The sequence below is a fragment of the Streptomyces sp. NPDC043854 genome, from assembly GCF_056436005.1.
In genome coordinates this window covers 67,469-93,449 of the sequence record NZ_JBWKDK010000009.1, presented here as the reverse complement: position 1 = coordinate 93,449, position 25,981 = coordinate 67,469, and the positions used below count along the sequence as shown (strand labels likewise).

The 25,981-nt window shown below is 73.0% G+C and carries 27 protein-coding genes and 1 tRNA gene; 12 read left to right on the top strand and 16 right to left on the bottom strand.

Features of this window, described 5'->3' with window-relative positions; translation table 11 throughout:
* Positions 1-8: 8 nt before the first annotated feature.
* Positions 9-1,727 (bottom strand): diguanylate cyclase CdgB, encoded by a 1,719-nt coding sequence (gene cdgB, locus AC068A_RS11495; protein ID WP_478583772.1) that lies wholly within the window; start codon positions 1,725-1,727, stop codon positions 9-11.
* Positions 1,728-2,032: 305 nt separating this feature from the next.
* Between cdgB and AC068A_RS11490 the strand changes: the two genes are divergently transcribed.
* Positions 2,033-2,602 carry a flavin reductase family protein gene (locus tag AC068A_RS11490; protein WP_478583770.1) on the top strand — a complete coding sequence of 190 codons (570 nt, stop codon included), beginning with the start codon at positions 2,033-2,035 and terminating at the stop codon, positions 2,600-2,602.
* A gap of 26 nt (positions 2,603-2,628) precedes the next feature.
* On the opposite strand, the gene arfB is transcribed toward AC068A_RS11490, so the two are convergent.
* Positions 2,629-3,054, bottom strand: coding sequence for an alternative ribosome rescue aminoacyl-tRNA hydrolase ArfB (arfB, locus tag AC068A_RS11485; protein WP_478583769.1), 426 nt, complete (start codon positions 3,052-3,054; stop codon positions 2,629-2,631).
* A gap of 217 nt (positions 3,055-3,271) precedes the next feature.
* On the opposite strand from arfB, the gene AC068A_RS11480 reads away from it, so the two are divergent.
* On the top strand, positions 3,272-3,847 hold the full coding sequence (locus AC068A_RS11480; protein WP_478583767.1) for a TerD family protein: 576 nt from the start codon (positions 3,272-3,274) through the stop codon (positions 3,845-3,847).
* Positions 3,848-4,019: 172 nt separating this feature from the next.
* Here AC068A_RS11480 and AC068A_RS11475 read toward each other — a convergent pair whose 3' ends face one another.
* Together AC068A_RS11475 and AC068A_RS11470 are read right to left on the bottom strand one after the other, a co-directional pair.
* Entirely contained in the window at positions 4,020-5,384 is a 1,365-nt protein-coding gene (locus AC068A_RS11475; RefSeq protein ID WP_478583937.1) for a M1 family metallopeptidase, read from the bottom strand.
* A gap of 190 nt (positions 5,385-5,574) precedes the next feature.
* Entirely contained in the window at positions 5,575-6,132 is a 558-nt protein-coding gene (locus AC068A_RS11470; RefSeq protein ID WP_478583765.1) for a GlcG/HbpS family heme-binding protein, read from the bottom strand.
* A 402-nt stretch (positions 6,133-6,534) separates the two neighbouring features.
* Between AC068A_RS11470 and AC068A_RS11465 the strand changes: the two genes are divergently transcribed.
* The 4 genes from AC068A_RS11465 to AC068A_RS11450 all read left to right on the top strand — a co-directional run bounded on the left by AC068A_RS11465 (position 6,535) and on the right by AC068A_RS11450 (position 9,979).
* Complete coding sequence (locus tag AC068A_RS11465) at positions 6,535-7,674, top strand: sensor histidine kinase (RefSeq protein ID WP_478583935.1); 1,140 nt, start codon at positions 6,535-6,537, stop codon at positions 7,672-7,674.
* The gene (locus tag AC068A_RS11460; protein WP_478583763.1) at positions 7,671-8,303 is read left to right on the top strand and encodes a response regulator; all 633 of its coding nucleotides are present in this window, start codon (positions 7,671-7,673) and stop codon (positions 8,301-8,303) included. The genes AC068A_RS11465 and AC068A_RS11460 overlap by 4 nt, the downstream gene beginning before the upstream one ends.
* A gap of 64 nt (positions 8,304-8,367) precedes the next feature.
* Complete coding sequence (locus tag AC068A_RS11455; RefSeq protein WP_478583761.1) at positions 8,368-8,871, top strand: hypothetical protein; 504 nt, start codon at positions 8,368-8,370, stop codon at positions 8,869-8,871.
* 103 nt (positions 8,872-8,974) lie between these two features.
* Complete coding sequence (locus tag AC068A_RS11450; protein ID WP_478583933.1) at positions 8,975-9,979, top strand: zinc-binding dehydrogenase; 1,005 nt, start codon at positions 8,975-8,977, stop codon at positions 9,977-9,979.
* 35 nt (positions 9,980-10,014) lie between these two features.
* Here the strand turns inward: AC068A_RS11450 and AC068A_RS11445 are convergent, their stop codons facing one another.
* The 3 genes from AC068A_RS11445 to AC068A_RS11435 form a co-directional block, all read right to left on the bottom strand.
* Positions 10,015-10,488: an N-acetyltransferase family protein gene (locus AC068A_RS11445; protein WP_478583759.1), complete on the bottom strand. Its 474-nt coding sequence runs from the start codon at positions 10,486-10,488 to the stop codon at positions 10,015-10,017.
* Positions 10,489-10,497: 9 nt separating this feature from the next.
* A complete protein-coding gene (locus AC068A_RS11440; protein ID WP_478583757.1) occupies positions 10,498-11,400 on the bottom strand; it encodes an aminoglycoside phosphotransferase family protein in 903 nt (300 codons plus the stop codon).
* 209 nt (positions 11,401-11,609) lie between these two features.
* Positions 11,610-11,683: transfer RNA gene (locus AC068A_RS11435), tRNA-Thr, on the bottom strand.
* Between the two features lie 272 nt (positions 11,684-11,955).
* Between AC068A_RS11435 and AC068A_RS11430 the strand changes: the two genes are divergently transcribed.
* The 3 genes from AC068A_RS11430 to AC068A_RS11420 all read left to right on the top strand — a co-directional run bounded on the left by AC068A_RS11430 (position 11,956) and on the right by AC068A_RS11420 (position 14,481).
* Positions 11,956-13,044 (top strand): ABC transporter ATP-binding protein, encoded by a 1,089-nt coding sequence (locus tag AC068A_RS11430; RefSeq protein WP_478583755.1) that lies wholly within the window; start codon positions 11,956-11,958, stop codon positions 13,042-13,044.
* A gap of 190 nt (positions 13,045-13,234) precedes the next feature.
* Positions 13,235-13,648, top strand: a complete 414-nt coding sequence (locus tag AC068A_RS11425) for a hypothetical protein (protein WP_478583753.1) — start codon at positions 13,235-13,237, stop codon at positions 13,646-13,648.
* Positions 13,649-13,683: 35 nt separating this feature from the next.
* Positions 13,684-14,481, top strand: coding sequence for a nucleotidyltransferase family protein (locus AC068A_RS11420; RefSeq protein WP_478583751.1), 798 nt, complete (start codon positions 13,684-13,686; stop codon positions 14,479-14,481).
* Between the two features lie 87 nt (positions 14,482-14,568).
* On the opposite strand, the gene AC068A_RS11415 is transcribed toward AC068A_RS11420, so the two are convergent.
* From AC068A_RS11415 to AC068A_RS11390, 6 genes are all read right to left on the bottom strand, one after another.
* Entirely contained in the window at positions 14,569-16,131 is a 1,563-nt protein-coding gene (locus AC068A_RS11415) for a DoxX family membrane protein (RefSeq protein WP_478583749.1), read from the bottom strand.
* Positions 16,132-16,332: 201 nt separating this feature from the next.
* A complete protein-coding gene (gene rlmB, locus AC068A_RS11410) occupies positions 16,333-17,289 on the bottom strand; it encodes a 23S rRNA (guanosine(2251)-2'-O)-methyltransferase RlmB (RefSeq protein WP_478583748.1) in 957 nt (318 codons plus the stop codon).
* Between the two features lie 100 nt (positions 17,290-17,389).
* On the bottom strand, positions 17,390-18,790 hold the full coding sequence (cysS, locus tag AC068A_RS11405; RefSeq protein ID WP_478583746.1) for a cysteine--tRNA ligase: 1,401 nt from the start codon (positions 18,788-18,790) through the stop codon (positions 17,390-17,392).
* A 104-nt stretch (positions 18,791-18,894) separates the two neighbouring features.
* Complete coding sequence (gene ispF / locus AC068A_RS11400; protein ID WP_478583744.1) at positions 18,895-19,434, bottom strand: 2-C-methyl-D-erythritol 2,4-cyclodiphosphate synthase; 540 nt, start codon at positions 19,432-19,434, stop codon at positions 18,895-18,897.
* Positions 19,424-20,170: a 2-C-methyl-D-erythritol 4-phosphate cytidylyltransferase gene (gene ispD / locus AC068A_RS11395; RefSeq protein ID WP_478583743.1), complete on the bottom strand. Its 747-nt coding sequence runs from the start codon at positions 20,168-20,170 to the stop codon at positions 19,424-19,426. The genes ispF and ispD overlap by 11 nt, the downstream gene beginning before the upstream one ends.
* Positions 20,171-20,439: 269 nt before the next feature.
* Positions 20,440-20,922 carry a CarD family transcriptional regulator gene (locus tag AC068A_RS11390; RefSeq protein WP_179178388.1) on the bottom strand — a complete coding sequence of 161 codons (483 nt, stop codon included), beginning with the start codon at positions 20,920-20,922 and terminating at the stop codon, positions 20,440-20,442.
* A gap of 591 nt (positions 20,923-21,513) precedes the next feature.
* Here AC068A_RS11390 and AC068A_RS11385 point away from each other — a divergent pair.
* On the top strand, positions 21,514-22,212 hold the full coding sequence (locus AC068A_RS11385; RefSeq protein ID WP_478583741.1) for a DUF461 domain-containing protein: 699 nt from the start codon (positions 21,514-21,516) through the stop codon (positions 22,210-22,212).
* 122 nt (positions 22,213-22,334) lie between these two features.
* Here AC068A_RS11385 and phoP read toward each other — a convergent pair whose 3' ends face one another.
* The gene (gene phoP / locus AC068A_RS11380; protein WP_466332536.1) at positions 22,335-23,006 is read right to left on the bottom strand and encodes a two-component system response regulator PhoP; all 672 of its coding nucleotides are present in this window, start codon (positions 23,004-23,006) and stop codon (positions 22,335-22,337) included.
* A 47-nt stretch (positions 23,007-23,053) separates the two neighbouring features.
* Positions 23,054-24,283 carry a two-component system sensor histidine kinase PhoR gene (phoR, locus tag AC068A_RS11375; RefSeq protein ID WP_478583739.1) on the bottom strand — a complete coding sequence of 410 codons (1,230 nt, stop codon included), beginning with the start codon at positions 24,281-24,283 and terminating at the stop codon, positions 23,054-23,056.
* A 216-nt stretch (positions 24,284-24,499) separates the two neighbouring features.
* Between phoR and phoU the strand changes: the two genes are divergently transcribed.
* A complete protein-coding gene (gene phoU, locus AC068A_RS11370; RefSeq protein WP_360628993.1) occupies positions 24,500-25,171 on the top strand; it encodes a phosphate signaling complex protein PhoU in 672 nt (223 codons plus the stop codon).
* A 124-nt stretch (positions 25,172-25,295) separates the two neighbouring features.
* Positions 25,296-25,445 (top strand): hypothetical protein, encoded by a 150-nt coding sequence (locus AC068A_RS11365; protein ID WP_478583737.1) that lies wholly within the window; start codon positions 25,296-25,298, stop codon positions 25,443-25,445.
* Positions 25,446-25,596: 151 nt separating this feature from the next.
* Here the strand turns inward: AC068A_RS11365 and AC068A_RS11360 are convergent.
* Positions 25,597-25,981, bottom strand: a 385-nt coding sequence (locus AC068A_RS11360) for a hypothetical protein (RefSeq protein WP_478583736.1), incomplete at its 5' end; no start/stop codon positions are given.

The window sequence follows — 25,981 nt, the reverse complement described above, 5'->3', positions numbered from 1 at the left end:
CGACGGCCTCAGCCGGCCCTGCGATGTGCTTTGGAACGAGACCGTTTCTCGATGTACATCCGCTGGTCGGCGGAGCGCAGCACCTCGTCCGCCGACATGCCGCAGCTGGCCCAGCCGATGCCGAAACTGGCGCCGACCCGCACGGCGCGGCCGTCCACCCGGATCGGCGGGATGATCGCGTTGCGCAGCCGGACGGCGAGATCGGCGGCGTCGGCGGCGCCCAGTCCGTCGGCAAGGACGACGAACTCGTCACCACCCAGCCGAGCGACGGTGTCACCGTCGCGGACGCCCGTCGTCAGCCGGCGGGCGACCTCGATCAGCACTGCGTCGCCGGTGTGGTGCCCGAACCGGTCGTTGATCGACTTGAATCCGTCGAGGTCGCAGAAGAGCACCGCGAGCCCCTTCGTCCCGTCGTCCACGTCGGAGGCGGGCGCCACCGCGTGCACGTGGTGGTCGTACGGGTCCACCCCGCCGGAGAGGTCGAAGGGCTCGGGGAAGCCGTCGTACCGGAACCCGGGGTCGGCGGGATCGCCGACGCTCCCCGGGCGGCCCGGGCCGCCCGGGACGCCCGGGACGGGCGCGCTGTCGACGCTCCGGCCCTCGTACGCGGCGTCGAGCGCCTCCACGGCGGCGGAGCGCATCGTCTGCTGCGGCATGCGGCACAGCCGGGCCGAGAGCCGGGCGCGCAGCTCGGCGCTGTTGGGGAGGCCGGTGAGGGAGTCGTGGCTGGCCCGGTGGGCGAGCTGGAGCTCGTGCCGCTTGCGCTCCTCGATGTCCTCGACGTGGGTGAGCAGGAACCGGGGGCCGTCGGCGGCGTCCGCAACGACGGAGTTGCGCAGCGAGACCCAGACGTAGGTGCCGTCGCGGCGCCCGAGGCGCAGTTCGGCGCGGCCGCCCTCGGCGGAGGTGCGCAGCAGGGTGCCGATGTCCTCGGGGTGGACCAGGTCGGAGAAGGAGTACCGGCGCAGGACGGAGGCGGGGCGGCCCAGCAGCCGGCACAGCGCGTCGTTGGTGCGCAGCAGCCGGCCGTGCTGGTCCCCGCCCATCTCGGCGATGGCCATGCCGCTGGGCGCGTACTCGAATGCCTGCCGGAAGGACTCCTCGCTGGCGCGCAGGGCCTGCTGCTCGCGTTCGAGGCGGACCAGGGCGCGCTGCATGTTCGCGCGGAGCCGGGCGTTGCTGATCGCAATGGCCGCCTGGAAGGCGTACATCTGGAGCGCCTCGCGCCCCCATGCGCCGGGGCGGCGCCCGTTGCGCGGTCTGTCCACCGAGATGACACCCTGGAGCTCCCCGCCGGACGCGTACATGGGGGCGTAGAGGCGGTCCTCGGGGTGCCACTCGTCCTCGAAGCGCGGGTCGGGGCCGTCGGTGTGCCACTGCGGCACGTCGTCCTCGAGCAGGACCCAGCCCTCGGTGTGCGGGATGAAGCGCAGCCCGTCCCAGTTCTCGCCCATGGTCAGGCGGCGCTCCCAGGAGGCGCGGGAGCCGACGCGGCCGGTGATCAGGGCTTCCGCGGCGGGGTCGCCGGCGAAGGCGGCGACGACGAGATCGCCGTCAGGGCGTACGAGGTTGACGCAGGCGAGCTCGTAGCCGAGGCCGGTGACGATGCCGTCCACGACGGTCTGCAGGGTGTCGGCCAGACTCCTGGCCGTGTTGAGATCGGCCACCACCCGGTGCAGCTGCCGCAGGGTCGCAAGACGGACGTACGGCTCTGACTCGGTCTCCATCGCTCGCTCTCCCCGAGACCTCGACAGCAACTCCAGTTTTGTCATCGGCGTTTCGTTGCGGTGTCCCGTCCACTGAATCACAGTGAGCTGTGCGGCAGGTACACAGGGTCAACAAATCTTGCCCTCTGTGACTTAAGTCACATCAGATGATTTAAAGGCGTCAGCTGACGGCTTCTGCACCCGGCAGCGCTTCCCCGCCTTTCCGGCGGCACACGATACGCGTGAGGCCTAGGCCAAGGGTCCGGGACACGGCTCGGCCTGGGGCCCGATGTGCGCCGGGGAGGGGCGAGACTAGCGTTCCAGGCGTGCCGAAGACGACCCCTGTACCCGTACCGACCACCGTCAGCCTTCATCCTGAGGGAGTGAGCCACGACGAGTTCCGCGCCGCGCTGTCCCGACTCGCGGCGGGCGTCTGCCTGGTCACCGCACACGAGCCCCCGCTGACCGCGGACGGCCCGCGCGGCGAGGACGTCGGGATGACGGCCACCGCCTTCCTGTCGGTGTCCCTCGACCCGCCGCTGGTGCTCGTCAGCCTGCGGGAGGGGTCGCGGATGGACGACCTGCTGGCCGAGCAGCCGCTGTGGGCGGTCTCGCTGCTGGCCGACCACCAGGTGCAGATCGCGAGCCGCTTCTCGATGAAGGGCCGCATCAGCGACCGGCTGCTCTTCGCCGACCTGCCGTACGTGCGCGGCGAGGTCTCCGGGGCCCCGCTGCCCGCGGGGGCACTGGCCACGCTGGAATGCCGCACGGAGAACCGCGTCCCGGCGGGCGACCACACCCTGGTCATCGGCCGCGTGCTCGCCTCGTCCCTGCCGGCGCCCGACGCCGCACCGCTCGCGTACTTCCGCGGCCGCTACCGCAGGCTGGCGCCGTAGCGGGCGGGCCGCCCGTCCGCCGGCCGCTACCAGTCGCGGCCCGAGCGGCCGCGCTTGGTCTCGCTGCGGGCCTTCTTCTCCCGCAGCCGCCGCTCGTTGATCCCCCGCGGGATCTTCGTCGCGCGGCGGGGCTTCGGCGGCGGGGCCGTCGCCTCCGCCAGCAGGGACGCCATCCTGACCAGCGCCATCTCCCGGTTGCGCAGCTGCGAGCGGTGCTCGGAGGCGCGTACCGCCAGCACGCCGCCCACCAGGCGCGGGGCCAGGCGCTCCAGCGCCCGCTCCTTCCACACCCCGGGCAGCGCCTTCGTCGCCGCGAGGTCGAACAGCAGCTCCACCCGGGAGTCCGAGGTGTTCACGTGCTGGCCGCCCGGCCCGGAGGAACGCGAGAACCGCCACGAGAGCTCCGCCTCGGGGAGCACGACGGAGCCGCGGATGACATAGGGACCAGGCATGGCCCCATGATCCCGCCCCGCTCACGCCCCCGTCACCCGTATTTCCGTACCGTCGGAACGGAAAGCCGCAGGAGAAAGCCCTGCGGAAGCCCGCGGAGGAAATCCGGGCGGAAATCGGCAGGCCGGAACCTGCGAGGCCCCTCCCCGCGTTATGAAGGTCAGCGGTACCTTGACCGCACATCTCGCGGTCAGCGACGAGGAAGGGACACCAGTCACAATGGCAGTAAGCCTGTCCAAGGGCGGCAACGTCTCGCTCACGAAGGAGGCCCCCGGCCTCAGCGCCGTCACGGTCGGTCTCGGCTGGGACGTCCGGACGACGACCGGTGTCGACTTCGACCTGGACGCCTCCGCCATCGCGGTGAACGCGATGGGCAAGGTCGTCTCGGACAGCCACTTCGTCTTCTTCAACAACAAGTCCACCCCGGACCAGAGCATCGTGCACACCGGTGACAACCGCACCGGCGAGGGCTCGGGCGACGACGAGGCGATCAAGGTCAACCTGGCCGCCCTCCCGGCCGACGTGGACAAGATCGTCTTCCCGGTCTCGATCTACGACGCCGACACCCGCCAGCAGAACTTCGGCCAGGTCCGCAACGCCTACATCCGCGTCGTGAACCAGGCCGGCGGCGCCGAGATCGCCCGCTACGACCTCTCCGAGGACGCGGCCACCGAGACCGCCATGGTCTTCGGCGAGCTCTACCGCAACGGCGCCGAGTGGAAGTTCCGCGCGGTCGGCCAGGGCTACGCCTCGGGCCTGACCGGCATCGCCCAGGACTTCGGCGTCAACGTCTGAGCCACCCGGCCCGAAGCCCCCTCCCGGTCGGGGAGGGGGGCTTCACCCCACCCTGCCGGGCCCCGCGGAATCCGGTGCACGCACGGGGGCGGCCTTCGCCAAGCGGCCTCGCGGACCACGTCGAGGACCGCTTCCGCGCCGCGGGCCGCGCGCCAGGGCCGGCCGGCGCGGATCAGCGCGGGCGCTCCTTGCCGTACAGCCAGATGTCCCAGACCTTCGACAGGTCCATGCCCGTCTTCCGCTCCGCGTAGGCGGTGAAGTCGGCCGTGCTCGCGTTGCCGTGCCGGTGGTCGGCGGCCCAGCCGCGCAGCAGCGCGAAGAACCTCGCGTCGCCGGCCTCCTGCCGGATCCGGTGCAGCACCATCGCGCCCCGGTAGTACACCGGGAGCGCGGAGATGTCCTCCGGGCCGGGCGGCGCGGCCGGCGGGAACGCGTCCCAGTCGGTGCCGGCGCCCTCGTCGACGGAGGTGTCGCCGGCCAGGAAGGCGCCGAAGCGGCGCTCGGCGGACGGCCCGCCGTGCTCCTCGGCCCACAGCCACTCCGCGTACGTCGCGAAGCCCTCGTTGAGCCACATGTCCTTCCAGGACTTCGGCGACACCGAGTTCCCGAACCACTGGTGCGCCAGCTCGTGCAGGACCAGCCCCTCGTCGGCCGGGGCGCCGGAGAAGACGGGCCGGGTCTGCGTCTCCAGCGCGTACGCGAGGCTGTCGGACGGCGCAACGATCGCGCCCGCGGACGCGAAGGGGTACGGGCCGAACCTCGCGGTGCCCCACTCCACCATCTCCGGCAGCCGCGCCAGCGCGGGCCCGCCCCCCTCCGGCTCCCCCGGGGCCACGGCCGTGTACAGCGGCACCCCGGACGCGGTCCGCCCGGTCGTCACCGTGAACTTCCCGACGGCCGCCGTGACCAGGTAGCTCGCGACCGGCTCAGCGCTGTGCCAGGCGAACGCGGTCCGGCCGTCGCCGGTGTCGGAGCGCGAGCGCAGCAGCCCGTTGGACACGGCCTCGTAGCCCTTCGGGACGGTGAGGGTGATGTCGTACGCGGCCTTGTCGCTGGGGTGGTGGTTGCCGGGGAACCAGGTCATCGACCCGACCGGCTCCCCGACCGCCAAGGCCCCGTCCTCGACGGGGATCCAGCCCTCCTCGGAGCCGTCCGGATCGGCGAGGGTCTTGGGCTTGCCGCTGTACGCGACCTCCGTGCGGAAGACCTCCCCGGTCCCCAGGTCCTCGGCCGGGCGCACCGTCAGCTCGTTGCCGGTGCGGTTGAACCGGGCCGCGGTGCCCTGCACCGTGACCCCTACGACCTTCAGGCCGCTGAAGTCGAGGTTGAACGAGCTGAGACCCTGCTCGGCCCGGGCCGTGATGACGGCCTTGCCGTGCAGCACCTCGTCCTCGGGGTCGTACGCCAGGTCCAGCCGGTAGTGGTCGACCTGGTAGCCGCCGTTGCCCGCCTTCGGGAAGTACGGGTCGCGCAGGCCCGATGCGCCCGGCCGCCCCTGCACCGTGCTGCCCGTGCACGCCGTGGTGAGGGCGAGCAGGGCGGCAACGGCAGGGACGGCGAGGCGGGTGACACGAGAGAGGCGAGTGGGGCGGCGAAGGCGGGGGAGCCTGGCGGGGTCGGCGGGGTGGGGGACGGCGCGGATTTCCACGCAGCCGATCCTATGAGGCATCTTGTCGCACTACGGTCCGATACGACCGGTGGCCCAGGCCCCGCCCACCCCCGTCCGACTAGTTCTCGAGGGCCTCGACACCGGCCTTGGCGAACTTCTCGTCCAGGTCGCCGCTCGGGGCGCCGGCCACGCCGATGCCCGCCACCGGGGCACCGCCCGCCTGCACCGGGACACCGCCGCCGAGGAACAGGGTGCCCGGGATGTCCTTCAGGTTCGGGGCCTGGGCGAGGCGGCCCACGAGCACCGAGGTCGGCGCGTTCCAGGACACCGCGGTGAAGGCCTTGCGCTGCGCCGACTCGTAGGACTGCGGGCCCGCGCCGTCGCCGCGCAGGGTGACGATGGTGTTGCCGTTGCGGTCCACGACCGCGACCGTCACCTTCTGGTTCTCCTTGCGTGCGGCCTCCAGCGCACCCTGGGCGGCGCGGGTGGCGGCGTCGACGGTCAGGTGGGTCGAGGTGGTGAAGTTCTTCTCGCCCACCTCCTTCTTCGCGGCCGCGGCGGCCGGCGCGGCCTGCACCTCGGCCTGCGCGGCGTTCGCGCTGACCGCGCCGAAGGTGCCGGCGCCGAGCGCGACGGCGAGGGCGGTACCGGTGAGAACGCGGGTGCGGGTCTTCATACTGCTGCTCCTTGGACGTCGGGGCCGGGCACCGGTGGCCGGGCACCGGTGGCCGGGCACCGGATGGTTTCGGGCCGGACACCGGGTGGTTCGGGCCGGGCACCGGATGGTTCGGGCCGGGCACCGGATGGTTCGCCGGCCCGTTTCCACCGGCCCGGCGTCGTGCTTCCAGCCTGCGGCCGGAACCCCCGCCCGCCCGTCCCCGTACCGGCTCGCGACGGCTGCCGCACCGGTTGACCCCGGGGTCGTCCGATCGGTTGATGCGCACCGGCCGCGGATACGGCTTGGCTGGTCAGCGCCATCCCCCGCGACCGGGCACGATGGAGCCGAACAGCCGATCCGCACCGGGAGCCCGCCGTGAGCCACCTGAGCCGAGCGCCGTCGCGCAAGGGGGACACCCGGATGCTGGCGGCGGTCATGCACACCGCGTTCTTCCTGCTCCTGGCCGCCTCCGTGGCCCGCTACCTGCTCCGCCACCCCGGCTCGCCCGACACCCCCTGGATCATCGCCCTCGGTACCGCGCTGGCCCTGCTGTACGTCCTCGGCCCGGCCCTCGGAGCCGCGCCCACCGTGCGCCGGCTGGCCTGGCTCGGGCTGGTCGTCGGCGTGTGGGTGGTGCTCGTCGTCCTCGCCCCCAGTTTCGCCTGGTGCGCCGTCCCGCTCTTCTACACCGCCCTGCGGACCCTGCCGCCGCGCGCGGCCATCGTCCTGGTGGCCCTGCTGACCGTGTTCGTCGTCGCCGCCCAGCTCAAGCTGTCCCGCGAGTTCGACCCGAACCTGCTGCTCGCGCCGCCGGCCATCGCCGCGCTGTCCACCGCCGTCTTCGTCCACATGGAACGCCAGGCCCAGGCACAGCGGGCACTGATCGACGACCTCATCCGCACCCGGCGGGAACTGGCCGCCACCGAACGCCGCGAAGGCACCCTCGCCGAACGGCAGCGGCTCTCCATGGAGATCCACGACACCCTCGCCCAGCACCTGTCCAGCCAGCAGATGCTGCTCCAAGCCGCCGACCGGGTCTGGGACGACAGCCCGGCGACCGCCCGGGCGCACGTCCGCACCGCCACGGGCATCGCCGCCCGCGGCCTGGCCGAGGCCCGCCGCCTGGTCCACGACCTCGCCCCGCCCGAACTCGCGGGCGGCGCCGGCCTCGCGGACGCGCTGCGCGCCCTCGACGCCGGACCGGACATCGAGGTCCGCTTCCACCTGGAGGGCACCCCCGTGCCGCTGCCCGACCGCGTCCAGTCGGCGCTGCTGCGGGTCGCGCAGGGCGCCCTGGCGAACGTACGGGAACACGCGCGCGCCCGGACCGCGGCCCTGACCCTCAGCTTCCTCGGCGACCAGGTCGTCCTGGACATCGCGGACGACGGCGAGGGCTTCGACGGGACCCGGCCGCCCCGCGCGGGCGGCGAGGAACGCGGCCACGGGCTCCCCGCGATGCGCGCCCGCGTCGGCCAGCTCGGCGGCACCCTCACGATCGAATCCGCCGAGGGCGAGGGCACCGTCCTGTCCGCGGCCATCCCCCTGGAGCACCACCCATGACCACCGCGACGACGCTCCTGCTCTGCGACGACCACGCGGTGGTCCGCGCCGGCCTGCTGGCCCTCCTCGGCAGCGCCCCCGACATCGAGGTCATCGGCGAGGCCGGCAGCGGGGAGGAAGCCGTCGCCCTGGCCGCCCGGCTCCGGCCCGACGTGGTCCTGATGGACCTCCAGCTGGGCGAGGGCATCGACGGCGTCGAGGCCACCCGCCGGATCACCTCCGCCTCCCCCCGCCCGCCCCACGTACTCGTCCTCACCACGTACGACACCGACGCCGACATCACCCGGGCCATCGGAGCGGGCGCCACCGGCTACCTGCTCAAGGCGGAGCGGCCGGAGGAGCTCTTCGCCGCGATCCACGCCGCCGCGGCCGGGCGCACCACCCTGTCGCCGCCGGTCGCCAGCCGCGTGATGGCCCGCATGCGGGGCTCCCGGCCCACCCTGACCGACCGCGAGCTGGACATCCTGGGCCAGCTGGCCCGCGGCCTCGGCAACCGGGAGATCGCCCGCGCCCTGTTCATCAGCGAGGCCACGGTCAAGACCCACCTGGGCCGCATCTACGACAAGCTCGGCGTCGACACCCGCGCGGGCGCCGTCTCGGTGGCCAAGGAACAGCGCCTCCTCCCGTAGGGCCGGGACCGACGAAGCCGGGCCGCCACCCTGCTGCACGGCGTGGGCGTGGGACCATCGGGGGGTGCTCGACATCGGCTACTCCCTCTCCCGGCGCTTCCCCGACCCCCCGCAGACCGACTACCGGACCGCGGACGTCCACTCCCTGCGCCACGACCTGTTCTGCGGGGACGTCTACCTCGCCGACACCGAATCGGACCGGGAGGTGTCCACGGCCTGGGGATGGGTGCCCGTCCTGGACTTCGCCTGGGCGCTGTGCGACATCGTCGAGCAGCTCGACCGGGACCCGCGCGGCAGCCGCTCCGCCGACCGGCAGTACGCCGAGCTCGACTTCACCGAGTCCACCGACCGCATGCTCTTCGAGCGCCGCTTCGGCTGGGTCGACATCGAGGCCGACTGGATGCCCGCGGAGGAGGCCCCGCTGAGCTTCGGCCACAAGCTGCTGCGCCGCGAGGCCCGCGACTTCCTGCACGACCTGATCGCGGACCTCGTCGACATGCACGAGGACCTCGGCGACAACCCGGCCATCTGGACCCTTCAGGCCCGCTTCCCCCGCGTCCCGGCGTAGTCGCAGCGCCGGGCTCAGGGGACACCCCCTTGACCTCAACCATGGTTGAGGGATCAGGCTAATCGGCATGGACACCCTCAACGCCTCCCCCGCCGGGCCCACCATGCGCGCCGTCCGCCTGCACGCCTTCGGCCCCGCCGACAACCTCTCCCCCGAGCGCACCGACACCCCCGTCCCCGGCCCCGGCCAGGTCCGCATCGCCGTCGCCGCCGCCGGCGTCCACCTCCTCGACACCGTCCTCCGCGAGGGCGAGCAGGGCCCCGCCCCGGCCCTCCCCGAGCTCCCCACCATCCCCGGCCGCGAGGTCGCCGGCACCGTCGAGGCCCTCGGCCCCGGCACCGACCCCGCCTGGCTCGGCCGCCGCGTCGTCGTCCACCTCGGCTTCGCGCCCGGCGGATACGCCGAGTACGCCGTCGCCGACGCCGACCGCCTGCACCCCGTCCCGCAGGGCCTCGACCCGGCCGAAGCCGTCGCCATGATCGGCACCGGCCGCACCACCCTGGGCGTCCTCCAGTTCGCCGACCTCGGCCCGGACTCCATCGCGCTCGTCCCCGCCGCCGCCGGCGGCATCGGCACGCTGCTCGTGCAGTACGCCAAGAACGCCGGCGCCACCGTCATCGCCCTCGCCGGCGGCCCCGCCAAGACCGCCCTGGCCGCCGCCAACGGCGCCGACCTCGCCGTCGACTACACCGGCCCGGACTGGCCCACCGCCGTCCGCGCCCACCTCGACGCCCTGGGCCGCACCGGCGCCACCGTCCTGTTCGACTCCGTCGGCGGCACCGCCGCCCACACCGCCCTCGGCCTCCTCGCCCCCGGCGCCCTCCACCTGGTCTTCGGCTGGTCCGGCGGGCCGATCCCCCTCACCGACGCCGACCGCGCCGACCTCGACGCCCGCGGCGTCACCACCCACCACGTCCTCGGACCCGCCATGCTCCAGCGCGCCGGCGGCGACAACCCCATCCGGGTCCTGGAAACCCGCGCCCTCGCCGAAGCCGCCGCGGGCCGCCTCCGCCCCGCCCTCCAGCGCTTCCCCCTCGCCGAGGCCGCCGCCGCCCACCGCGCCCTGGAGAGCCGCGCCACCACCGGCAAAGTCGTCCTCGAACCCTGAGCAGCGCAACCACCGGTCGTCAGGCCCTCAGGCCCTCAGGCCGTGCCGAGCCTGCGCAGCGCACCGTCCGTCAGCCGGTACACCGTCCACTCGTCCTGCGGCCGCGCACCCAGGGCCTCGTAGAACGCGATCGTCGGCTCGTTCCACTTCAGCACCGACCACTCCAGCCGCTCGTACCCGCGCTCCACGCAGATCCGCGCCAGCCCGGCCAGCAGCGCCTTCCCGTACCCGCCGCCGCGGGCGCCGGGGCGCACGTACAGGTCCTCCAGGTGGATGCCGTGCACCCCGCGCCAGGTCGAGAAGTTCAGGAACCAGATCGCGAACCCGACCGGCTCGCCGTCCGGCGTCTGCGCGAGGTGCGCGAACGCCGCCGGCCGCTCTCCGAAGAGCGCCTCCCGCAGCTGCTCCTCGGTGGCGCGCGCCTCGTGCGGCACCTTCTCGTACTCCGCGAGCTCGCGGATCATGGCATGGATGACCGGGACGTCCCCGGCGACAGCGCTACGGATCACGCCCGCAGCCTATGCCCGCCCCAACAGCACCTCCGCGACGAGCAGTTGATCGCCATCCAGCTCCGGGGCGCCGCCCCGCGCATCCTCCACGTCCCACAGGCAGCTCTGCAGGACCCGCCCCAGCGTCCAGGCCCGCGCCCGCGCACCGTCCAGCCCGAGCGCCTCCGTCAGCAGGTCGAACCGCCACCGCACCTGGTCCGCACGGAAGTTGTTCCGGATCGCCGGCAGCAGCTCGAACCCCGGGTCGCCCGCGAGCGGCTTGGGGTCGATCGCCAGCCACGGCTCCCGCCCGGCCGCCAGTACGTTGTCGTAGTGCAGGTCCCAGTGCAGCAGCCGGTCCCCGGGCTCCCCCGCGACCTCGGCCAGCGCCGCCGCACAGTCCGCCACCAGCCCCCGCTCCCGCGCGTCCGGGATCCCCGCCAGCGCCGCCGGCACCCGCTCCAGCATCCCGGCCGCCACCGGGCCCAGTCCCCGCACCCCGGCCGGCGCCCGCACCGCCGTCAGCCGCGCCAGCAACTCCCCCACCACGCGCACCGCCTGCCGCGGGTCCCGCTCCGCCAGCCCCGACAGCGGCCGCCGCTCGTCGAGCCGCTCCAGCAGCAGGGTCCCCGTCCCCTGGTCGTGCTCCAGCAGCCGTACGCAGCCCCGCCCGTCCCATGCGCGGAGCGCGAGCGGCTCCCCCGCGCTCTCCTCGTCCGGCAGCAGCAGCTTCAGCGCCGCCGCCGTCCTGTCCGCCCGCTCCACCGGCACCACCAGCGCCGTCATCCCGTGCATCACGGGACCCGCCGGCCGCAGCCCCCACTCCTCGAGGAACCGCTCCGTGCGCGCCGGCAGTCCGGCGAGGAACTCCCGCCCCGCCTCCCCGTTGAACAGGAGCTGCGCCTCGACCAGACCCGCCGGAATCTCCACCATCCCCCGACCGTAGTCCGCGACGACCCGACCCCGCCTCCCCCGCAGCGGCGGCGATCCACACCCGGCCACGACCCCCTGGCCCGCCCGGCCGACCGCAGCTCGGGCCGCCACTGAGCCCCACCGAACGCACGGAAGGCCCCGGAACAAACTCCGGGGCCTTCCGCTTCTGTACGAATTCCCTGGCCGGAAATACCTCTGACCTGGAACGGAGCCCCCTGTCGGATTCGAACCGACGACCTACGCTTTACAAGAGCGGTGCTCTGGCCAGCTGAGCTAAGGAGGCCTGTGACGCTGCGCGCACAGAATCGCCTTCACTTTACACAGCCGACAGGCCCGCTCGCGAAGGACTTTTCCGGTCCGGGCCCCCGCACCGCCCGGCCGGGAGGCGGCTCCGGCCGCCCGCGGGCGCGTCGTACGTCACCCCCGGCCGGGTACTGACAGAACGCCCCCCGCCGGGTAGCGTCGGGCGGAAGTCCACCTCGGTGGACCAGACCAACTTCTTCCTTCCACTCGGATCGTCCGGCACGTTCCTGCCGGTAGAAGGGATGCACCACCATGGCTTCTGTCACCTTCGACGCGGCTACCCGCCTCTACCCCGGCGCCGACAAGCCCGCCGTCGACGCGCTCGACCTGCAGATCGAGGACGGCGAGTTCCTCGTCCTCGTCGGCCCCTCCGGCTGCGGCAAGTCCACCTCGCTGCGCATGCTCGCCGGCCTGGAGGACGTCAACGGCGGCGCCATCCGCATCGGCGACCGCGACGTCACGCACCTGCCGCCGAAGGACCGGGACATCGCAATGGTGTTCCAGAACTACGCGCTCTACCCGCACATGACCGTCGCCGACAACATGGGCTTCGCCCTGAAGATCGCCGGCGAGGACAAGGCGACCATCCGCCGCAAGGTCGAGGACGCGGCGAAGATGCTCGACCTCACCCAGTACCTGGACCGCAAGCCCAAGGCCCTGTCCGGTGGCCAGCGGCAGCGCGTCGCCATGGGCCGCGCCATCGTGCGCAAGCCGCAGGTCTTCCTGATGGACGAGCCGCTGTCGAACCTCGACGCCAAGCTCCGCGTCTCCACCCGTACGCAGATCGCGGCGCTCCAGCGCGACCTCGGCATCACCACCGTCTACGTCACCCACGACCAGGTCGAGGCCATGACGATGGGCGACCGGGTGGCGGTCCTGAAGGACGGCCTCCTCCAGCAGGTCGACACCCCGCGCAACATGTACGACCGCCCGGCGAACCTGTTCGTCGCCGGCTTCATCGGCTCGCCCGCCATGAACCTGGTGGAGGTCCCGATCACCGACGGCGGCGTGAAGTTCGGCGACAGCGTCGTGCCCGTCTCGCGCGAGGCGATCGCCGCGGCCGCGGACGCGGGCGACCGCACCGTCACCGTCGGCGTGCGCCCCGAGCACTTCGACATCGGCACCGAGGGCGGCCTGACCATCACGGTCAACGTCGTCGAGGAGCTCGGCGCCGACGGCTACGTCTACGGCCGCACCTCCCAGGCCGACGGCGGCCAGGACATCGTCGTCCGCGTCGGCGGCCGCCAGGTGCCCGAGAAGGGCTCCAGCCTGCACGTGGTGCCGCGCCCCGACGAGATCCACGTCTTCTCGACGTCCTCCGGCGAGCGCCTCTCCGGCTGACGCCGACGACCGGAACGGCACGGCACGGCACGGCGCCGAACCGGAGGGGCGCTCCCGCGGGAGCGCCCCTCCGGGCATCCGGGCCGAATCCCGCGCCTGTCAACCGGCTATTCGAAAAATCGCGTCGAACCATCCCCCGACCGGGTGACCAAGTGTCGCCGGATCTTCACCGAGCGCTACTCTCGCCCTCGTGACCCACACTGCCCGCCGTATCGGCCGTTCCCTCGCCCTGGTCCTGCCCGTCGTCCTGGTCCTGTCCGGGACCCTCGCGGTCACGATGGTCCCGTGGGCGGACAACTCGTCGTCCCGGATCCTGACCGCCTCCGCCGAGGACGTCTCCGTCCCCGCGAAGCCGCGCGCCCCGCAGGACCTGCTGCGCGACAAGCTCATCTCCGAGCTCCAGCGGGGCGAGATGCCGGACGACGTCCTCACGCACCTCCAGCAGGAGGTGGACCGGCGGCCCTCGCTCGCCGGCCACTGCGTGGGCATCGCGCGGGCCCTGGGGCGGGCCGCCGTCGAGGCGTACGGCCCGACGAAGGCCCAGTCCTTCGCGCGTCCCGTGTGCGACACCTCGTACGCGGCCGGCGTCGCCTCCATGGGCTGAGCCCGACGGCGGAGCCGGGGCCTACGCTGGCGCCCATGACCGACGCACGCCCCGCACCCCCCGCACGCCCCGCACCCCACGGCAACGACTCCGCGGCCGCGATCCCGGCCACCCTCACCCAGGCGCCCACCCAGGCGGTGGTCCTGGCGGGCGGCCAGGGTTCGCGGCTGCGGCCGTACACGGACGACCGGCCCAAGCCGATGGTCGAGATCCCGGGGACCGGGGTCCCGATCATCGGGCACCAGCTGAACTGGCTGGCCTCCGAGGGGGTCACCGACGCCGTCGTCTCCTGCGGGCACCTCGCCGAGGTGCTCCAGGAATGGCTGGCCGAGGCCGACCTCCCGCTGCGCGTGACCACGGTGGTGGAGGAGGAGCCGCTCGGGCGCGGCGGCGGGCTGAAGTACGCCGCCCGGCACCTGCCGCAACCGGACCGGCCGTGGTACGCGACGAACGGCGACATCTGGACCCGGTTCTCGCTGCGGGAGATGGCCGCGTTCCATGCCGAGCGGGCCGCGACCGCGACGCTGGCGCTGGCGCGGCCGCGCATTCCGTGGGGTGTGGTGGAGACCAACGAGTTCGGGCAGGTGCTGGACTTCATCGAGGCGCCGCCGTCGCCGTACCTGATCAATGCGGGCGTGTACGTCTTCTCGCCCGAATTCACCGCTTTGCTCCCGGATTTGGGCGACCACGAGCGCACCACCTTCCCGCGGCTGGCGCGGGAGCGGCGGCTGGCGGGCTTCCCGCTGCCGCAGGGCGCGTACTGGCGGGCGATCGACACGGCGAAGGACCTGACCGAGGCCGCGCGCGAACTGGCCGCGCAGAAGGCCTCCTGAGGCTTCGACGGGCCCCGCGCACGGAACGGCCCGGGGCCCGGCACGCATCCCGCGTGCCGGGCCCCGGGCTCCTTCGGGTCGGGCCGGTCAGCCGAGGAGGCCGCCGACGAGGCCGGGCCCCTTCGACGCGGTGTCCCCGCCGCTCGTCGTCCCGCTGCCGCGATTGGTCGAGGTCGACGGGGTCCTCGAGGTGGACTGCCTCGGCGCGGTGCCGGTGCTGCTCTGGCTGCTGCCGGTGGAAGGCCGCGAGCCGGTGCCCGTGGTCTCGCGGGCCGTGGAGCCGGTGCGGCTGGGCTTGGTCGAGGGGGTGGCGCTGGCGGCGGGTTCCGCCGGCTTCGAGGGCTGCTGGGACGCGGGCTGCTGCGGCTGCTCCCGGTGCTGCTTGGGCGGCGGTACCGGCAGCGGGGAGCCGGGCAGGTAGTTGCTCGGGGCCCGGCCCGGGCCGGGCACGGTGACGACGGTGCTGGAGCGGACGGCGCCGCCGAGCAGCGAGCCGGTGAGGAGGGTGAGCCCGCAGACGAGGGTGGCCATGACGGCCCCGCGCCGCAGCACCCGCCGCCGCAGCGCCCACAGGTCGGAGCGGGGGCCGAGGGTGCGCCAGGCCTCGCCGGCGAGGCGTCCGTCCAGGGAGTAGACGGGCGCGCCGGCGATGATCAGGGGGCTCCAGGCGGCGAGGTAGATGATGTCGGGGGCGTCGTACGCGGGGACGGTCTTCCAGCTGACGGTCATGAGCAGGGCGGCGGACAGCAGTGCGCCGAAGCAGGCGGCGAACCGCTGCCAGAGCCCGAGGACGGTCAGGACGCCGACGACGACTTGGAGGAAGGCCACGCTGAGGCCGGCCCCGACGGGGTGGGCGAGGGCGAAGTCGCGCAGCGGCTCGGCCAGGGCCCAGGGTTCGAGGGTGCGCAGCCAGGTGACCATGGAGCCGCGTTCGCCGCCGTCGAAGTAGACGGGGTCGCACAGCTTGCCCATGCCGGCGTAGATGGAGATGAAGCCGAGGAAGACCCGCAGGGGGAGCAGGACGACCCCGAGGTTCATGCGGCGGCCGGGGTAATAGGAGGCGTGGCCGCGGTTGTCGGCGGGAGCGCGGCGGGCGGCGTACGGGCCGGGTCCGGCGTCGTACGGGGACACCCCGGCGGGGCCGGGGTGTCCGCCGGGGGGCAGGTCCCGTACGGGGGCGAAGGAGCGCGTCTCGTCCGGGTCGCCGTACTGGCGCTGGCCGATGACGGTCGGGGTGGGGACGGTGTCGTCGGCGAGGCCGTGGCCGAGGTCCACGCGGGGGATGACCTGGGTGGCGCCGGCGTCGGCGTAGTCGTCGGCGTAGTCGTAGTCGTCGTGGCCGAGGCCGTATTGGCGTACGGCCTGGAGCAGTCCGCCCATGGCGGCGGTGTCGCCGGGGGCGGATTTGCCGCTCCAGACGACGGGGGCCCTGCGACGGCGGGCGGCGGCTCCGGCGGCGGTGACGGCTCCGCCGAGGACGGGCATCCGGCCGGGGGGGTTCGCGGGCTTGGGACGCGCGCTCGGGCTCGGTGCGAGCCGCACACGGAAGCTGGCGTGGTTGACGATGACCTGTGCGGGGTCGCACGGCACCTTGACCATGCTCAGCGCGGGCTGGTCGTCGAACCCTGACGTTCTGGTGTCCACACTCATCTAACCGAGTGATCAGTGTTTAGGACACTGCCTTGACGGCAGGGATGTGTCCGAGACCCGTCAAGATCAAGCCACCCCGCCCGAAACGGGCGGGGTGGCACGCTCACGGGTCACTCTCCGTGAGCCAAGTGGATCAAGCCGGGTGCTCTGGACGTGCGGCCGCGGCCGCCCGCGCGGGTGCGGGTGCGGCCGCGGGTGCGGTCAGCCGCGGCGGCGGGCCGCCTCGTACAGGACGACGCCCGCGGCGACACCGGCGTTCAGCGACTCGGCGCCGCCCGGCATGGGGATGCGCACGAGGTAGTCGCAGGTCTCGCCGACGAGGCGGCCGAGGCCCTTGCCCTCGGAGCCGACGACGATGACGACGGGGCCGGCCAGGGCGTCGAGGTCGGCGACGCTGTGCTCGCCCTCGGCGGCGAGGCCGACGACGGTCAGCCCGGCCTTCTTGTAGTCCTGGAGGGCGCGGGTCAGGTTGGTGACGCGGGAGACCGGGGTGCGGGCGGCGGTGCCGGCGGAGGTCTTCCAGGCGCCGGCGGTCATGCCGGCGGCGCGGCGCTCGGGGATGACCACGCCGTGGCCGCCGAAGGCGGAGACGGAGCGGACGATCGCACCGAGGTTGCGCGGGTCGGTGACGCCGTCGAGGGCGACGATCAGCGGCTCCTCGCCGTTGTCGTAGGCGGCCTCGGTGAGGTCCTCGGGGTGCGCGTACTCGTAGGGCGGGACCTGGAGGACGAGGCCCTGGTGGTTGAGGCCGCCGGTCATCCGGTCGAGCTCGGGGCGCGGGGCCTCCATCAGGTTCACGTTGCCGCGGGCGCCGGCGAGCTGGAGGGCCTCGCGGACGCGCTCGTCGTTGTCGATGAACTGCTGGACGTACAGGGTGGTGGCGGGCACGCCGTCGCGCAGCGCCTCGAAGACCGGGTTGCGGCCGACGACCATCTCGCTCTGGCCCTTGGGACCGCCGCGGCGGGGCGCCGGGCGGCGGCGCGCGGCCGCCTTGGCGGCGGCGTTGGCCAGGCGGAATGCCTTGTGGCCCTTGCGGTCCTCGGCCTTGGGCGTGGGGCCCTTGCCCTCCAGGCCCTTGCGCCGCTGACCACCGCTGCCGACCGTCGCGCCCTTCTTGTTGGACGTGCGGCGACCCCTGCGCTGGCTGTTCCCGGCCATGACCTCTACCTGTTTTCGTCGGTGCTGCGATATGTACGTATGAAGAGTGTGCCGCCCGGGGCCCCGGGCGGCACAACGTGGCCGGTCAGACCGGGTCCGGTCAGCGCGGGCCGAGCGTCCAGCGCGGTCCGGACGGGCTGTCCTCGATGACCAGGCCCGACTGCTGGAGCTGGTCGCGGATGGCGTCCGCGGTGGCCCAGTCCTTGCGGGCGCGCGCCGACTCGCGCTGTTCCAGAACCAGCCGGACGAGCGTGTCGACGGCCCCGTGGAGCTCCGCGCCCCGGTCGGTCTCCTCCGACCAGCGCTCGTCCAGGGGGTCCAGGCCGAGCACGCCCAGCATGGCGCGCACCTCCGACAGGCGCGCGATGGCCGCGTCCTTGTCGTCGGCGGCGAGCGCGCTGTTGCCCTGGCGGACGGTGGTGTGGACGATGGCGAGCGCCTGCGGGACGCCCAGGTCGTCGTCCATGGCCTCGGCGAAGGCCGGGGGGAGCTCGGCGGCCGGGTCGACGGCCTTGCCGGCCTTCTCCACGACGCGCTGGCAGAAGCCCTCGATGCGGGCGAACGCCGACTCGGCCTCGCGCAGGGCCTCCTCGCTGTACTCGATCATCGAGCGGTAGTGCGGGGTGCCGAGGTAGTAGCGCAGGACGATGGGGCGCCAGTTCCTGACCATCTCGGAGACGAGCACCGAGTTGCCCAGGGACTTGGACATCTTCTCGCCGGACATGGTGACCCAGGCGTTGTGCACCCAGTACTGCGCGAAGTCGTCGCCGTAGGCCTTGGCCTGGGCGATCTCGTTCTCGTGGTGCGGGAAGACCAGGTCGAGGCCGCCGCCGTGGATGTCGAAGGCGCTGCCGAGGTACTTGTGCGCCATGGCCGAGCACTCCAGGTGCCAGCCGGGGCGGCCGCGGCCCCACGGGGTCTCCCAGTCGGGCTCGCCGGGCTTCGACGCCTTCCACATGGCGAAGTCGCGGGGGTCGCGCTTGCCGGTGATGCCCTCTTCGGCGGGCTGGATGAGGTTGTCCAGCTCCTGGTTGGAGAGCTTCAGGTAGTCGGGGTAGGAGCGCACGTCGAAGTAGACGCTGCCGTCGGCCTCGTAGGCGTGGCCGCGCTCGATGAGGCCGCGCATCATCTCGATCATCTCGGTGACGTGGCCGGTGGCGCGGGGCTCGTAGGTGGGCGGCAGGCAGCCCAGCGCGTCGTAGCCGGTGTTGAAGGCGCGCTCGTTCTCGTAACCGATGGACCACCAGGGGCGGTTCTGCTCGCCGCCCTTCTTGATGATCTTGTCGTCGATGTCGGTGACGTTCCGGATGAAGGTGACGTCGTAGCCGCGGTACTCGAACCAGCGGCGCATGATGTCGAAGTTCAGGCCGGAGCGGATGTGCCCGATGTGCGGGGCCGCCTGCACGGTGGCACCACAGAGGTAGATCGAGACACAGCCCGGCTTGAGGGGCGTGAAGTCGCGGATCTGCCGGGCGCTGGTGTCGTACAGGCGAATGGTCACGGCATCCAGGGTAGTGGGCCCGCGGCAGTGCCCCGCGACCCTTTCGGGGCGCGGGGCTTCTGCCGGCTCGGGTGTGCGGTGCGACGGGTGCCCCTATCGGGGGATCAGGCCCGGTTCGTCCGGTAGACGAGGGCGGTGGCGATGGCGGCGAGGCCCTCGGCACGGCCGGTCAGGCCCAGCCCGTCGGTGGTGGTGCCGGAGACGGACACCGGCGCGTCGGCGGCCGCGGAGAGCGCCTTCTGCGCCTCGTCGCGCCGCTTGCCGATCTTCGGTCGTACGCCGATCACCTGGATGGCGATGTTGCCGATCTCGTAGCCCTCGGCGCGGACGATCCGGGCGGCTTCCGCCAGGAGGGTGACGCCGGCGGCGCCGGACCACTCGGGGCGGGAGGTGCCGAAGTGCGCGCCGAGGTCGCCGACGCCGGCGGCGGAGAAGAGGGCGTCGCAGGCGGCGTGGGCGGCGACGTCGCCGTCGGAGTGCCCGGCGAGGCCGTCCTCCCCTTCCCACAGCAGGCCGGCGCACCACAGCTCGCGGCCGGCCTCGAAGGCGTGCACGTCGGTGCCGATGCCGACCTGCGGGATCAGCGGGGCGGCGGAGGCCGCTGCGGGGGTGGGGGTGGGGGTGGGGGTGGGGCTAGTAGGCATCGGTGGCCCTCCTGCGGGCGAGTACGGCCTCGGCGAGGACCAGGTCGAGCGGGCGGGTGACCTTGAAGGCCTCCTCGTGGCCGGGGACCACCATGACGGTGGTGCCGAGCCGTTCCACCATCCCGGCGTCGTCGGTGGCGCCCTCGCCGACCGCGGCGACGGTCTCGTGGGCGTGCCGGAGGGTGGCGAGGTCGAAGCCCTGCGGGGTCTGGACCGCGCGCAGCCGGGCGCGTTCGGGCGTGGCGACGACCGGCTCGGGCTCGCCGGGCCTGCCGGGCTCGACCTCCTTGACGGTATCGGCCAGCGGCAGCGCGGGGACGACGGCCGAGGCGCCCGCGCGGACGGCCTCGATGACGGCGTCGACGGTGTCGACCGGGACGAGCGGGCGGGCCGCGTCGTGGACGAGGACGGAGGTGATGTCCGCGGGGAGGGCGGCGAGGCCGGCGGCCACGGACTCCTGGCGGGTGTCGCCGCCCGGGACGACCAGGAGTTCGGTGCGGTCGGGCAGCGGGTGCTCGTCGAGCAGGCGGCGCACCTCGGGGGCGCCGTCGGCCGGGGCGACGACGACCACGAGGGAGACGGCCCGGGAGCGGGCCATCGCGCGGACGGCGTGGATGAGCATCGGCGTGCCGCCCAGGGCCCGCAGGGCCTTGGGGGCACCCGGGCCGAGGCGTACCCCCCGGCCGGCGGCCGGGATCACCGCGGCGGTGCGGTGGGGGCGCGATTGGTCAGACATGTGTGGTAGCTCCGAGCCAGGTTTGTGACTTCGGCCGACATGGGTATGGCCCTGGGGAGTGCCGGGTGCGACGCCCTCGCCCCTTCCGTGACGACCGGTCGAGCCGGCTGCCCGGGCCCGGCACGGCAGGGTTCCCGGTACGGCCGGTTCGGTGTGGGTGGCGTGGGTGGCGTGGGTACAGACATGCCGCAGCGCCCGGCAACGGCCCCCTCGTGGAGGAGAGGGCTGTCATCGGGCACCGCGGCACGACTGTGTACGGGGTTGTCGCGTCAGGACGCGAGAACCTCGTCGAGGAGGGCCTCTGCCTTGTCCTCGTTGGTGTTCTCAGCGAGCGCGAGCTCGCTCACCAGGATCTGGCGCGCCTTGGCGAGCATGCGCTTCTCGCCCGCGGACAGACCGCGCTCGCGCTCACGCCGCCACAGGTCACGCACCACTTCGGCGACCTTGATGACGTCGCCAGAAGCGAGCTTCTCCAGATTTGCCTTGTAGCGACGGGACCAGTTCGTCGGCTCCTCGACCTGCGGCGAGCGCAGGACCTCGAAGACCCGGTCCAGCCCGTCCTGGCCGACTACGTCGCGGACGCCGACGAACTCTGCATTGTCGGCAGGCACGCGAACCGTCAGGTCGCCCTGGGCGACCTTGAGCACCAAGTAGGTCTTGTCCACGCCTTTGATCTGGCGAGTTTCGATGGCCTCGATCAGCGCGGCCCCGTGATGGGGATAGACCACGGTGTCGCCAACCTTGAACGTCATGTGACAGGTACCCCTTCCGTGGCTATCCAGGGTAACACGAGAACTGACTGTTATGAATGGCGTTTTCGCAGGTCAGAGCGCATCTCGGGGCTTGACAACCACGATGGGAACGTGCTGCGGAGGGCTTGCGGAGGGGGGTATTCGCAGGTCGGAGGCGCTGTACGGACCGGGCGAAACGGCCACGTTACACCGGAGCGGCAGCACCGCCAGTGTGATGTACGTCCCGTTTTGCCGGTTTCGAAGACGGGAAGCCGCAGCACTCCACTCGGCTGGAGGCCACCCGTACGGAGTGGTTCAGGCCCAATCCTGGAATTGATCACGGAGAGCCGTTCGACGGAATCCCGGAATTGATCACATGCGGCCTCCGGGAGATATACGCGGACGGCACATGAGCAGCATGCGAAGGGCGCACGGAATGCAAGATCGCGAGGCGGGCGCGGGGCCGCCCGGGCGCTGCGGAGGGTCGGGTGCGGCGGCGTGGCGGCGGCTCGGTAACCTAAGCGCGCTGACACACCCTTAGGGCGGCTTTACCTCGGCCGTCCGACACACCGCCGTCCTTCCGTTCCGTACGTCCAAGGAGTTGCCGCCGCCGTGAGCCGCAGCCTTCGACGCGGCGCCCTCGCCGCCACCGCCGTCGTGTTCTCGATCGCCTCGCTGGCCGCCTGCGGTGCGGGCAACGACGCGCAGACGCTGAAGATCAAGCCGGACAACGCCGCCGCCGCGAAGGGCGACATCGAGATCCAGAACGCACTGGTGATCACCCAGGGCACCAAGGAGCGCATGGGCGGGGCCGTGGTCTCGGCGACGCTCTTCAACAACGGCAACCGGCCGGAGACCCTGGACGCGATCACCCTCCCGGGCCGCGGCAAGGTCGCGCTGAAGGCCGCCGAGGGCGCCAACAAGGTCACCGTGCCCGCCGGCGGCTCCATCGTCATCGGCGGCAAGGGCAACGCCTCCGCCGTGATCGAGGGCCCCAGCGAGGCCGTGAAGAACGGCGCCGCACAGGAGCTCGTCTTCAAGCTGAGCAGCACCGGCGACATCCCGCTGGAGGCGTTCGTCGTCCCGAACACCGGCGCGTACGCCGGCTTCGGCCCGACCGAGGCCCCCGTCGTCGGCCCGGGCCCCTCGGGCAGCCCCGCCGCCGCACCGTCGGGATCGCCCTCCGGTTCCCCGGCCGCCTCCCCGTCGGGTGCCCCCTCGGGCTCCCCGGCCGCGGGCGCGTCCCCGTCCCCGACCGGCGCGCGGTCGGCCTCGGCCTCGCCCTCGGCCTCGCACGCCGCCGGCCACTGACGCGCCGAGCACCCCGTACCAACGGGAAGGGCCCCGTCCGCACTGCTGCGGACGGGGCCCTTCGCGTTGTCTCGTCGTCCCGTGGGCGGCCGGGGACGGAGCCGGGCGGCCGGAGCCGGGGTTTACGGCTCGAACTTGTAGCCGAGGCCGCGGACGGTGACCAGGTAGCGCGGGGCGCCCGGGTCGGGCTCGATCTTGGCGCGCAGGCGCTTGACGTGCACGTCGAGGGTCTTGGTGTCGCCGACGTAGTCCGCTCCCCACACCCGGTCGATCAGCTGCATGCGGGTCAGGACGCGGCCCGCGTTGCGCAGCAGCATCTCCAGCAGGTCGAACTCCTTCAGCGGGAGGTCCACCTTGGCGCCGCCGACGGTGACGACGTGCCGGTCGACGTCCATCCGCACCGGGCCGGCCTCCAGCGCGGCCGGGGCCACCTCCTCCGGCTCGCCGCGGCGGCGCAGGACCGCGCGGATGCGGGCGACCAGCTCCCGCGAGGAGAAGGGCTTCGTGACGTAGTCGTCGGCTCCTATCTCCAGCCCCACGACCTTGTCGATCTCGCTGTCCTTGGCCGTCACCATGATGACGGGGACGTTGGAGCGGCCGCGCAGCTGCCGGCAGACCTCCGTGCCCGGCAGGCCCGGGAGCATCAGGTCCAGGAGGACGAGGTCGGCGCCGTTGCGCTCGAACTCGTCGAGCCCGTCGGGCCCGGTCGCGGCGATGGCGACCTCGAAGCCCTCCTTGCGGAGCATGTAGGACAGGGCGTCGCTGAAGGATTCCTCATCCTCGACGACGAGCACTCGGGTCACGGAAGGACCTCCGGGGCAGGGATGGCTGGTTCTGTGGTTCAGGCTGGGGTCGGGTGGCCGGGGGCGGGGGCGGGGGCGGACGGGGCGGCGGCGGACGAGGCGTGGCTCGACGGTGCGGCGGCCTCGGGCAGCCGCAGGGTGAACGTGGAGCCCTGGCCCTCCGAGCTCCACACGGACACCTCGCCGCCGTGGGAGGCGGCGACGTGCTTCACGATCGCGAGGCCGAGGCCGGTCCCGCCGGTCGCGCGGGAGCGGGCCGGGTCCACGCGGTAGAACCGCTCGAAGATCCGTTCGCGGTCCTTCTCCGGGATGCCGATGCCCTGGTCGGTCACGGCTATCTCGATCATGTCCCCGCCGGGTGCGGCCACCTTGCGGGCGGCGATGCCGACGCGGGTGCGGGCCGGGCTGTAGTTGACGGCGTTCTCGACCAGGTTGCCCAGGGCCGCCGCGAGCTGCCCGCGGTGTCCCCAGACGAACAGCTCCGAGGTACCGCCCGCGGCCATGGTGATCTGCTTGGCGGACGCCGTGTGGCGGCAGCGGTCCATCGCCTCCGCCACGAGCGTGTCCACGCGGACGGGCTCGGCGTCCTCCAGCAGCTCGTCGTTCTGCACCCGCGAGAGGTCGATGAGCTCCTGCACGAGGTTGATCAGCCGGGTCGCCTCGACCTGCATGCGCCCGGCGAAGCGGCTGACCGCCTCGGGGTCGTCCGCGGCGTCCATGACGGCCTCGGACAGCAGCGAGATCGCGCCCACCGGCGTCTTCAGCTCGTGCGACACGTTCGCGACGAAATCGCGCCGCACGGCCTCGATGCGGCGGGCCTCGGTGAGGTCTTCGACCAGCAGCAGGACGAGCCGGGAGCCGAGCGGGGCGACGCGCGCCGAGACCGCGAGGGCCTCGCCGCGGCCGGTGCCGCGCCGGGGCAGATCGAGCTCGACCTGCCGTATCTCCCCATCGCGGCGGGTGTCGCGGGCCATGTGGAGCATGGGCTCGACAGCCAGCTTGCCGCCGCGGACGAGCCCGAGGGCGTACGCCGCCGAGCTGGCCTTGACCACGGCGTCGCCCTCGTCGAGGACGACCGCGGAGGAGCGGAGTACGGACAGGACGGTGTCCACTCCGGGCGGGAGCACCGCGTTGATGTCCGGGCGCATGGAGCTCCGGGTGGGGCGGGCCTGGTCACGCTCACTCCAGCGGAACGCCAGCGTTGCGACCGCACCGGTGCACGCACCGGCGATCGCTGCAGCTGCGGCGACCGCCGCGTTCACGTCCATGCATCCAGGTTAAGCAGGCGCAACGGCACTTCCACAGCCGTTCGGGTGGCGCCTCGAACAGTCGTCGCCCAGAGTTCACTGTGACGACGGGGCCGATTCACTTGGGATGCCGGAGTCGGACGCGTTTGCGGCCGACCGTGTCGACGTGGGGCACGAGGCCGCACCCACCCGCCCGCGCCCCGGGCAGTAGCGCAGTAGGCCGAGAGAGGGACACCCATGCGTGACGCGTACCACGAGGAACTGGATTCGATCGGAGAGGGCCTGGTCGAGATGGCCCGGCTGGTCGGTTCCGCGATCGGGCGGGCCACGACGTCCATGCTCGACGCCGACCTGAAGCTCGCCGAGAGCGTCATCGCTGCCGACCAGAAGGTCGACGACCTCCAGCACGACCTGGAGGCCCGCGCCATCGCCCTGCTGGCCCGCCAGCAGCCGGTCGCGACGGACCTGCGGATCGTCGTGACCTCGCTGCGCATGAGCGCCGACCTGGAGCGCTCGGGCGACCTGGCGCAGCACGTGGCGAAGCTGGCGCGGCTGCGCTTCCCGGACTCGGCGGTGCCGCGGGACCTGCACGCGACGATCCTGGAGATGGGGCAGCTCGCCCAGCGGCTGATGGCCAAGGCGGCCGAGGTCATCATCACCAAGGACGTCGACCTGGCGATGCAGCTGGAGACGGACGACGACGAGATGGACCAGCTGCACCGCACGCTGTTCCAGCACCTGATGGACGACCGCTGGAAGCACGGCATCGAGACCGCCGTGGACGTGACCCTCCTGGGCCGGTACTACGAGCGCTTCGCCGACCACGCGGTGTCGGTGGCCAAGCGCGTCGTCTACCTGGTGACGGGCGAGCACGCCGACGAACTCCAGCCGCCGATCGAGCCCGTCTGAGCGGAAGCCCGGAGGGCGGGGCCTCGAGCCCCAATGCGCCGTTGACGCGCTGGTACCGCTGGGCATGAATGAGGGCGAAGGCACGTACGACCGCCAGCCCGTACCCCGCCTCCGAGGAGGATCCATGCCCGATTCCCCCGTCCCCGTCACTCCGGAGCAGGAGCGGCCCCCGAAGACCGAGCCGCTGCGCCTCCCGCTGCTCGGGGCCTGCGGCTGCGGCTCGAGCTGCGGCTGCGGCTGCCAGTCCGGCGCCCCCTGCCAGTGCGGCGGCTGACCCGCCCCACCCGGCCCACGCAACAGGAAGGGCCCCGTCCAGCACCACCGGACGGGGCCCTTCGCAGTGGTCTCGCCCTGGACGCGGTACGGGTTCGCCTTCCCGGCAAGCCCTTCAGGTGCGAGCTGTCGTCGATCAGCGGGCGGTCGGCCTAAGTCGCCCCGTTCTTGGCGGCATCCCGCTCCGCCGGCGTGACACAGAGGCCGTCGCCGTCGAAGCTGTCACGCCACACGAACCCCGGCTTGCACTGGTTGCTGCCCGGCTGACGGTTGGGATTCTGGGCATGCGCCGCATCCCGCTCCGCCGGCGTGACACACACGCCATCCCCCTCGAAGCTGTCACGCCACACGAACCCCGGCTTGCACTGGTTACTGCCCGGCTGACGGTTGGGATTCTGGGCATGCGCCGCATCCCGCTCCGCCGGCGTGACACACACGCCGTCCCCCTCGAAGCTGTCACGCCACACGAACCCCGGCTTGCACTGGTTACTGCCCGGCTGACGGTTGGGATTCTGGGCATGCGCCGCATCCCGCTCC